General features: G+C 66.8%; 8 protein-coding genes. 7 read left to right on the top strand and 1 reads right to left on the bottom strand.

Annotated elements, in window-relative coordinates:
- On the top strand, nucleotides 1–637 hold a 637-nt coding region (locus tag HUU96_RS06940; RefSeq protein WP_254605078.1), incomplete at its 5' end, for a LysR substrate-binding domain-containing protein.
- 165 nt (nucleotides 638–802) lie between these two features.
- On the opposite strand, the gene HUU96_RS06935 is transcribed toward HUU96_RS06940, so the two are convergent.
- Complete coding sequence (locus HUU96_RS06935) at nucleotides 803–1,192, bottom strand: winged helix-turn-helix transcriptional regulator (RefSeq protein ID WP_174292107.1); 390 nt, start codon at nucleotides 1,190–1,192, stop codon at nucleotides 803–805.
- Between the two features lie 93 nt (nucleotides 1,193–1,285).
- On the opposite strand from HUU96_RS06935, the gene HUU96_RS06930 reads away from it, so the two are divergent.
- The 6 genes from HUU96_RS06930 to HUU96_RS06905 all read left to right on the top strand — a co-directional run bounded on the left by HUU96_RS06930 (nucleotide 1,286) and on the right by HUU96_RS06905 (nucleotide 8,388).
- Nucleotides 1,286–2,407, top strand: a complete 1,122-nt coding sequence (locus HUU96_RS06930; protein WP_174292106.1) for an NADH:flavin oxidoreductase — start codon at nucleotides 1,286–1,288, stop codon at nucleotides 2,405–2,407.
- Between the two features lie 389 nt (nucleotides 2,408–2,796).
- Nucleotides 2,797–3,594 carry a helix-turn-helix transcriptional regulator gene (locus HUU96_RS06925; RefSeq protein ID WP_174292105.1) on the top strand — a complete coding sequence of 266 codons (798 nt, stop codon included), beginning with the start codon at nucleotides 2,797–2,799 and terminating at the stop codon, nucleotides 3,592–3,594.
- 103 nt (nucleotides 3,595–3,697) lie between these two features.
- Nucleotides 3,698–4,567 carry a glyoxalase III HchA gene (hchA, locus tag HUU96_RS06920; protein WP_174292104.1) on the top strand — a complete coding sequence of 290 codons (870 nt, stop codon included), beginning with the start codon at nucleotides 3,698–3,700 and terminating at the stop codon, nucleotides 4,565–4,567.
- Between the two features lie 37 nt (nucleotides 4,568–4,604).
- Entirely contained in the window at nucleotides 4,605–5,108 is a 504-nt protein-coding gene (locus HUU96_RS06915) for a (2Fe-2S)-binding protein (protein WP_174292108.1), read from the top strand.
- Nucleotides 5,105–6,118, top strand: coding sequence for an FAD binding domain-containing protein (locus tag HUU96_RS06910; RefSeq protein ID WP_174292103.1), 1,014 nt, complete (start codon nucleotides 5,105–5,107; stop codon nucleotides 6,116–6,118). The genes HUU96_RS06915 and HUU96_RS06910 overlap by 4 nt, the downstream gene beginning before the upstream one ends.
- Nucleotides 6,119–6,129: 11 nt before the next feature.
- Complete coding sequence (locus HUU96_RS06905) at nucleotides 6,130–8,388, top strand: xanthine dehydrogenase family protein molybdopterin-binding subunit (protein ID WP_174292102.1); 2,259 nt, start codon at nucleotides 6,130–6,132, stop codon at nucleotides 8,386–8,388.
- Nucleotides 8,389–8,698 lie beyond the last annotated feature (310 nt).

Raw genomic sequence — 8,698 nt, 5'->3', positions numbered from 1 at the left:
GCACAAGGCCTGCGGCACCACGCACATCGTGCACCGCGACCTGATGAAGATCCCGGCCACCGCCGCCGAGGCACCGGGTGTCACGCTCGCCTTTCGCGGCTGGGGCAGCGGCGCGGCGGCGCTGGCCGACGTGGCGAGCGGCGTTGCCGACATTGCGGTGTCGGTGTTCCGCCCCGGCCCGCCACGCGGCGTGCTGGTCGAGCATATAGTCGACGAGCAGTACCGGCTCGCCGGGCGCGCCGGCCATCCGGCGCTGGCGGACGAAGCGGCGCGAGGCTGGCTCGATTATCCTCACATCATTGTTTCCGCCGAGGGCGCGACGCGGACCGAGGTGGACGACCGATTGACCGCGACGGGGCTGGAGCGGCGGGTCGGGCTGGCGGTGCCGAGCTTCCTGCTGGTGCCCGACCTGCTACGCGCGTCGCAGATGCTGGCGCTGCTGCCGAGCCTGGTGCTGACGGGTGACCGCGCCGCCGGGCTGGCGACGGCGCCGCCACCGATCGTGGTCGACGGTTTCCGGATCGACATGGCGACTCACGAGCGCCACCGCGCCGATCTTGCGGTTGCGTTCGTCGCGACCTCGATCCGATCTATTTTACAAGATAGCCGGGAGAAGCATGGAGCGGACCAAGGCTAGATGAAGTGATCCCATGTCAACGGCGTCTGTCGAGCTACCGGACGGATCGATCGCTCGATCGGTATGAACAAGCGTCCAATTCAGGGAAGGCCAGAGGGCCTAAGTGTCCGACTTTCCACGTTCACTCCGCAGCTAGCCTGACACTCATCGACACATAATCATCGCTTACGCAGCGATCGCATCCGCGTTCTCATCTCCGACGATGTCGAACCGGTGTCGAGCCTTCTCCACGGCCGGCAGGCTGTCGACCGTCCAGCGGTAAAGCGCTAGAAAGGGCGGCAGCAGGGTGCGGCCCAGCGGCGTTATCCGATATTCGACGGCGACCGGCGACAGCGTGACCACGCGGCGGCCGATCAGGCCGTTGCGCTCCAGGCGGCGCAGGCTGGCGGTCAAGGCCTTCTGGGTGACCCCTAGCAGCCGCCGCTTGAGCGCGTTGAACCGCAGCGGGTTCGCGTCGAGCGCGGTCAGGATCAGGATCGACCATTTGTCGGTCACCTGATCGATCAGCAGACGATGAGGACAGTTGGCGTCCAGCGGCGCGTCTTGGGACTGCATGGTTTCTCCTGGGTGCCTTGGTTGCCTTCTAGTGCCCAATTGACCTCAGGTATAGAGACTATACCTGACGCAGTGATCCAACGGAGCCGTCCCATGCCCTCTTCCGACCTCGACATCCTGTTCCAGCCCGTTCGTCTGGGCTCGCTGGAGCTCAAGAACCGCATCGTCATGGCACCTATGACCCGCAGCTTCTCTCCAGGCGGCGTGCCCGGCGAGGACGTCGCCGCCTATTACCGCCGCCGTGCCGAGGGGGAGGTCGGGCTGATCCTGTCAGAGGGCGTGGTGGTCGAGCGTCCGTCGTCGAAGAACGACGAGCGTATCCCCCATCTGTACGGCGAGGCCGCGCTGGCCGGTTGGCGGCGCGTGGTCGAGGAGGTGCACGCGGCGGGCGGCCGGATGGGACCGCAGATCTGGCATGTGGGCTCGGTCGCCAATCCGATGACCGAGTGGCTGCCCGGAGCGGAGGTAGAGAGCCCGTCCGGACTGATGGCTCCGGGCGCGACGCGAGGCCGCGCGATGAGCGAGGAGGACGTCGCCGACACCATCGACGCCTTCGGCCGCGCCGCCGCCGATGCCAGGCGTCTGGGCTTCGACGTGGTCGAGATCCACGGCGCGCATGGTTACCTGATCGATCAGTTCTTCTGGGCCGAGACCAACACCCGCGACGACCTGTTCGGCGGGGCGACGGTGAGGGAACGGACGCGGTTCGCGGCGGAGGTGGTCAGGAGCGTCCGCGCGGCGGTCGGGCCGGACTTCCCCGTCATCCTGCGGCTGAGCCAGTGGAAGCAGCAGGACTATGCCGCCCGCCTGGCCGAGACGCCCGACGCCTTGTCCGAGTGGCTGGTGCCGCTGGTCGAGGCCGGCGCCGACGTGCTGCACTGCTCGCAACGCCGGTTCTGGGAGCCCGAGTTCTCGGACATCGACGGTGAGGGCGGCCTCAACTTCGCCGGTTGGGCCAAGAAGCTGACCGGCGCCAAGACCATCAGCGTCGGTTCGGTCGGGCTGTCCGGCGATATGCTCGGCGCGTTCATGGGCGAGAGTTCGACGCCGAGTTCGCTCGACAACCTGGTTCATCGGCTGGAGCGCGAGGAGTTCGATCTCATCGCGGTCGGGCGCGCGCTGCTCACCGATCCCGACTGGGTCAGGAAGGTACGCACGGGCGACGCGGCCGGGCTCAGGTCCTTCGCGCCTGCCGACATGATGACCCTGAGCTGAGAGCGACCTGGAAGCTGTAACCGACAGTCACCCCGTAGGTGGCGGGCAAACCAGTAAACTGCGTTATCGTGTCGATGATGTGCGTGCTTGGGTAACGTAGCGCTGGTTGGTGACGTTGACCTCGCTCCGCCGTATTCTCGTCAATGTGCTCGCCCCGAGAGCGACGTCAACGCCGGGGCTGCGTGGGCTGGCCGCGAGCGAAAAGCATGAGCGGCAGCTCGAGATTGACGTGTAGGGGGTGCAATCGACCGAAACCTCAGTCAGTGGCGGGTGTCGCCGAGCGACCTCGCCTATGATCTGATCATCAGGTGTCGACCGGTCTACTTCATGATATTGCGGCAGTCGATCCTGGCGGAACGCGCGGCGAGACTAAACTCGAGGAAAGCGGGATGAACAAACCAGCTGCGGAGGAGCGCAAGGCGCTAGGAGCGTTCCTGGCGAGCCGCCGCGCTCGGCTGCAACCGCCGGATCTGGGCCTGTCGACCGGCCAGCGCCGGACGCCCGGCCTGCGTCGCGAGGAGGTCGCCGTGCTCGCCGGGATCAGCGTCAGCTGGTATACCTGGCTGGAGCAGGGCCGCGACATCAATGTGTCGATGGCGACGCTAGAGCGGCTCTCTCGCGTTCTCCGGCTTGACCAGGCAGAAGCCGAGCATCTGCTCGCGCTGTCGGCGCGCCGGCCGCCGATCGCCGGAACCGGAGACGACCCGAGCGACGGTCTTCTGAACCTTGTCCAGGCGCTCGACCCCGTGCCGGCCTATCTGCGCAGCGACCGCCTCGACATTTTGGCCTGGAATGCGGCGGCGGCGGACGTGTTCGTGGACTATGGGATGTTGGAGCCGCGTGCGCGCAACACGCTGTGGCTGATGTTCCTCTACCCTCCCTATCGCGAGCTGATCCACGGCTGGGAGGGCATCGCGCGCGGCACGATCGGCCTGTTCCGCGGCGCGCGCGCGAAGACGTCCGACAAGGCACCGTTCGACGCGCTGGTCGAGGAGATCGGTGCCGAGAGCGAGGAGTTCCGCCACTGGTGGCAGGAGCTGGACGTCCGGGGTTTTCACGAAGGGATCAAGCGGCTGAGCCATCCCACGCGCGGACGTATCGACCTGACCTGCGTGGCGCTCGTCTCCGAAGGGCGGCCGGACCTGTCGCTGGTGAGCTACCTCCCGACGCCGGGAGAGGGGGACTGACGGTCATAGGATGAGAAGGGGCCTCCTACGCTCCTACCCATCACTCTATCTGGATGCATCAAGCCCCTGTAGGCAGCATCTAAAAGAGATCGGGAGACCAACCATGAGCATCCTGCCGCTGAGCAAGGAGCCGCAGCCCGACGAGGCTGAGTTCAACGCGTTCTTTCCTTCCAAGTTCGCGCTGGGTCAGGCCACCAGTCCCAAGAGCGATCTTGAAGGTGCCGACTACCCGCAGCCCTATACCGGCACGCGCCGCATCCTCGTCATCGGGGTCGACGAGCGTTATCTGAAGGTCGCGAACGGCGCGCTGTTCTCGACCGGCAATCACCCGATCGAGACGCTGGTGCCGATGTACCATCTGCGCCAAGCCGGTTTCGAGTTCGACATCGCGACGGTGTCCGGCAACTCGATGAAGTTCGAGTTCTGGGCGATGCCCAACGAGGACGAGGCGATCACCGGGCTTCACCGCGCCTATCTGGAGCGGTTCCAGCAGCCGCTGAAGCTGTCCGACGTCGTCGCGGGGCTGGGGCCGGACAGCGACTATGCGGCGGTGTTCATCCCCGGCGGCCATGGACCGTTGATCGACCTGCACGAGAGTGCCGAGGTTGCCGCCGTGCTGCGCTGGGCGCTCGACAGCGATCGTCACATCCTAGCGATCTGCCATGGTCCGGCGGCGCTGCTCTCGCTGGCGAACACGGGCGATAGCGGCGGCTTTCCGTTCGCCGGCTACACGATCACCGCCTTTCCGGACGCGCAGGATCGCGAGATCGTCGATGTCGGCTATTTGCCGGGACAGCTCGGCTGGTTCTTCGGCGAGAAGCTTCAGGCCTTGGGCGTGACCATCGCCAACAGCGAGGCGGACGCCTCGACGCACAAGGATCGCAAGCTGATCACCGGCGCAAGCCCGCTGGCCGCGAACGGCTTCGGCAAGCTCGCGGCCCAAACGTTGCTCGCCGATGTCGCGGCCGGCTGAACGCAAGCAAAGGGATATTGCGATGGCCACTACCGAGATGCTCAGGACGCTCGCCGCGACGCCGATCGCCGAGGTTGCGACCGTGCTGACGATCAATGGCGAGGAGCGACGCCTGGCGATCGAGCCATGGACGACATTGCTCGACCTGCTGCGCGACAAGCTCGACCTGACGGGGACCAAGAAGGGCTGCGATCACGGGCAGTGCGGTGCCTGCACGGTTCTGGTCGACGGGGTGCGGGTCAACTCCTGCCTCAAGCTGGCGGTGACGCTCGACGGCTGCGAGATCACGACGATCGAAGGGCTCGGTCAGACCGGCCACCTTCACCCGCTCCAAGCCGCGTTCGTCGAGCATGACGCGTTCCAGTGCGGCTATTGCACGCCCGGCCAGATCTGTTCGGCACAGGGCCTAATCAACGAAGGACATGCGCATTCGCGGCTTGAGGTGCGCGAGCAGATGAGCGGCAACATCTGCCGCTGCGGCGCCTACACGAACATCGCCGATGCCGTCCTCGATGTGCTCGAACAGGAGGACGCGGCATGATCCGGTTCGACTATGCGCGGCCGGACAGCCTGCCCGACGCCATCCGAGCCGGAACGCCCGACCGCGCGGCCTTTCTCGCCGGCGGCACCAACCTGATCGACCTGATGAAGGAGAATGTCGCGCGCCCGCTGGAGGTGATCGACATCAACCGGCTGCCGCTGCGCGAGATCGTCGAGCTGGACGGCGGCGGCTTGCGACTGGGCGCGCTCGTGACGAACAGCGAGACGGCCTATGACGACCGCGTCCAGGAACGCTACCCGATGCTGGCGAGCGCGATCCTCGCCGGGGCCAGTCCACAGCTGCGCAACGCCGCGACCAACGGCGGCAACCTTAATCAGCGCACCCGCTGCTATTATTTCTACGACGTCGACACGCCCTGCAACAAGCGCTCGCCCGGCCAGGGCTGCGGCGCGATCGGCGGGTTCAACCGAGTCCATGCCGTGCTGGGCACCAGCGACCAGTGCATCGCCACCCACCCCTCCGACATGTGCGTGGCGCTCGCCGCCCTGGCGGCCGAGGTGCAGGTGGCCGGCCCCGATGGGACCCGGACGATCGCCTTCGCGGACTATCATCGCCTGCCCGGCGACGAACCCTGGGCCGACAACACGCTGCGCCCCGGCGAGATCGTCACCGCGATCGACCTGCCCCCGGAGGGGTTCGCCAGCAACTACACCTATCTCAAGCTGCGCGACCGGCGCAGCTACGCTTTCGCGCTGGTGTCGATCGCGGTCGGTCTTCGGATTGAGGAGGGCCGGGTCGCCGAGGCCCGGATCGCGATGGGGGGCGTTGCGCATAAGCCGTGGCGCCGTCGCGAGGCCGAGGAGCTGCTGATCGGCCGGGAGCCCGGCGACGCGGTGTTCGCGGCGGCGGTAGAGGCGCTGCTCGCCGGCGCGGTCGGCCAGCCGACCAACGCCTTCAAAATCGAGCTCGGCCGCCGCGGCATCGTCCGCGCGCTGACGCAGGCCGCCGCCGGCACGCCCCAATCCCAGACCGATAAGCGCATCGCGTAGGAGGCGAACCCATGAACGCACCCCAGAAGGTCGGTATCGGTACGCCGCTCAGCCGAGTCGATGGCGTCGCCAAGGTCACTGGCGAGGCCAAGTACGCCGCCGAGTATCACGTCCCCGACCTGCTCTACGGCGTCACAATCGTGTCCGCGATCACCAAGGGCCGAATCATCGCGATCGACGAAGAGGCCGCGCGCGCGGTGCCCGGCGTCGTCGACATCCTCAGCCACCTCAACCGCCCCAAGCACGCCTGGCTCAACCGCAGCTGGAAGGACCAGCTGCAAATCCCGGGCGAGCCGTTCAAGGCTTTCCACGACGACCGCATCCTCTTCAACGCGCAGCCGATCGCGGTGGTGGTCGCCGAGACGTTCGAGGCGGCGCGGTTCGCCGCGACCCTGGTCGACGTGACGTACGAGGCCGAACCGCACAACATCGATTTCGAGGCCTCACTCGCCGAGAAGTTCCTGCCAGGTCCCGGCAAGAAGCGCGACACCTATCACCCGCCCAAGAACCATGGCGACGCGGAAGGCGCCTTTGCCGAAGCGCCGCTCCAGCTGACGGCCGAGTATCACCTTGCGGTCGAGCATCAGATGCAGATGGAGATGCACGCCTCCACCGTGCATTGGCACGGCGACGGCACCGTCACGATCTACGACAAGGTCCAGGGCTCGCAGACCTCTCAGGGGCTGGTGGCGAGCGCATACGGGCTCGGCGCCAAGAACGTGCGGGTGGTCAACGCCTATGTCGGCGGCGGCTTCGGCGGCGCGCTCCGGCCGCAATGGCAGCTCCAGGTCGCGACCATGGCCGCGATCCATCTTGAGCGCTCGGTACGCGTGGTGATGACCCGCTCGCAAATGTTCAGCCACGGCCACCGGCCGGAATGCACCTATCAGATCAAGCTCGGCGCGGACGCGGACGGCAAGCTGACGGCGGTGCTGGGCGATGCCACCACCTCCACCTCGCGGTTCGAGTATAATATGGAGGACATCGTTACCTGGGGCATGATCAACTACGCCTGCCCCAACATTCAGGGCAGCTACGCGATCGCGCCGCGCGACACCTACACCTCGGCCGACATGCGCGCGCCGGGCGCGGCGACCGGCATGACGATGTTCGAGATCGCGATCGACGAGCTGGCCTACAAGGCAGGGATCGATCCGCTGGCGTTCCGCCTGCTCAACTATTCCGACATCGACAACATGAGCCGCAAGCCGTTCACCTCCAAGGCGCTGCGCGAGGCCTATGACGAGGGCGCGGAGCGGTTCGGCTGGGCCAGGCGCTCGGCCGAACCGCGCTCCATGAAGGAAGGGCGCGAGCTGATCGGCTGGGGCGTCGCCACCGGGCTGTGGGAAGCCAACTTCATGAAGACCTCCGCCTCGGCCAAGCTGACCGCGAACGGCCATCTGGAGGTCGCGTCCGCCACCTCCGACATCGGCACGGGCACCTACACGGTCATGGTGCAGGTCGCCGCGGACACGCTTGGCCTGTCGCCCGACAGCATCACGGCGCGGCTCGGCGACAGCGACCTGCCGACGGCACCGGTGGAGGGTGGCTCCTGGGGAGCGGCATCGACCGGGGCGGCGGTGCAGCTCGCCTGCCAGTCGCTGGCGAAGCAACTGCTGAAGGCGGCCGACAAGATCGAGGGCCGCGCGCTCCACGGCGTCGGCTCGGTCGAGGAGCTGGAGTTCGCTGGCGGCGAGATGATCAGCCGCGACGACCCGAGCCGCCGCGTCGGTCTGCTCGACGCCATGCGGGCAGGCGGGCTCGACGCGATCGAAGCGCAGGAGACCGCGTCTCCCGGCATCGGTGGCATGATCTCGCTCGCCACCAAGGCGCGCAACACGCACAGCGCGGTGTTCGTCGAGGCGCGCGTCGACGAGGACCTCGACCAGGTGCGCATCACTCGCGTCGTGATCGCGGTGGCGGCCGGCCGGATCATCAATCCCAAGACGGCGCGCAGCCAGATCCTCGGCGGCGTCGTGATGGGGATCGGCATGGCGCTGCACGAGGAGACCATGCCCGACAAGGCGCTGGGCAAGTGGATCAACCACAGCTTCGGCGAGTATCATGTCCCTGCCCACGCCGACATCGAGGAGATCGAGGTGATCTTCGTCGACGAGCCCGATCCCGAGGTGACGTCGCTCGGCGTCAAGGGCCTGGGCGAGATTGGGATCGTCAGCGTCGCGGCCGCCGTCGCGAATGCGATCTATCATGCCACCGGCAAGCGGGTGCGCTCGCTACCCATCACCGTGGACAAGCTGCTGGCGGCGTGATCGCCGTCGGGCTGGAAACGCTCGGGTATGCAGATGCTCCTGAGCCGCATGGGGCTTCAGGAAAAGATACGGCTTGCTGCCCGACGAAGGCGTCGGGGTCGTCTGAATCGCCTACAGCGCCTACCGCCAATTCAATCTCAGCGCGCGGAATGCATCGGCCTTGGCCAGTCTCTCCAGCGTGGCAAACAGTGTGCGCAAACGATGCCAAAAGTTTTCGATCGAGGCGAATTGTGGTATCCCTGCGGTGGGGGCCGCCTTGTCGGGCGCGGGTGATCGGCTGACCTAGCACTGGTGCAAGCGACGGTGTTTG

This window comes from Sphingomonas bacterium, from assembly GCF_903644135.1.
In the GTDB taxonomy this organism is placed as follows: Bacteria; Pseudomonadota; Alphaproteobacteria; order Sphingomonadales; family Sphingomonadaceae; genus Sphingomonas.
The sequence above is the reverse complement of the archived record's forward strand: the minus strand, read 5'-3'. Positions and strand labels throughout refer to the sequence as shown.

Bases quoted from the DNA above. Each gene is read 5' to 3' on its own strand.
- HUU96_RS06905 (WP_174292102.1), top strand. From the start codon at position 6,130: ATGAACGCACCCCAGAAGGTCGGTATCGGTACGCCGCTCAGCCGAGTC.
- HUU96_RS06915 (WP_174292108.1), top strand. From the start codon at position 4,605: ATGCTCAGGACGCTCGCCGCGACGCCGATCGCCGAGGTTGCGACCGTG.
- HUU96_RS06930 (WP_174292106.1), top strand. From the start codon at position 1,286: ATGCCCTCTTCCGACCTCGACATCCTGTTCCAGCCCGTTCGTCTGGGC.
- HUU96_RS06935 (WP_174292107.1), bottom strand. From the start codon at position 1,192: ATGCAGTCCCAAGACGCGCCGCTGGACGCCAACTGTCCTCATCGTCTG.
- HUU96_RS06910 (WP_174292103.1), top strand. From the start codon at position 5,105: ATGATCCGGTTCGACTATGCGCGGCCGGACAGCCTGCCCGACGCCATC.
- hchA (WP_174292104.1), top strand. From the start codon at position 3,698: ATGAGCATCCTGCCGCTGAGCAAGGAGCCGCAGCCCGACGAGGCTGAG.
- HUU96_RS06925 (WP_174292105.1), top strand. From the start codon at position 2,797: ATGAACAAACCAGCTGCGGAGGAGCGCAAGGCGCTAGGAGCGTTCCTG.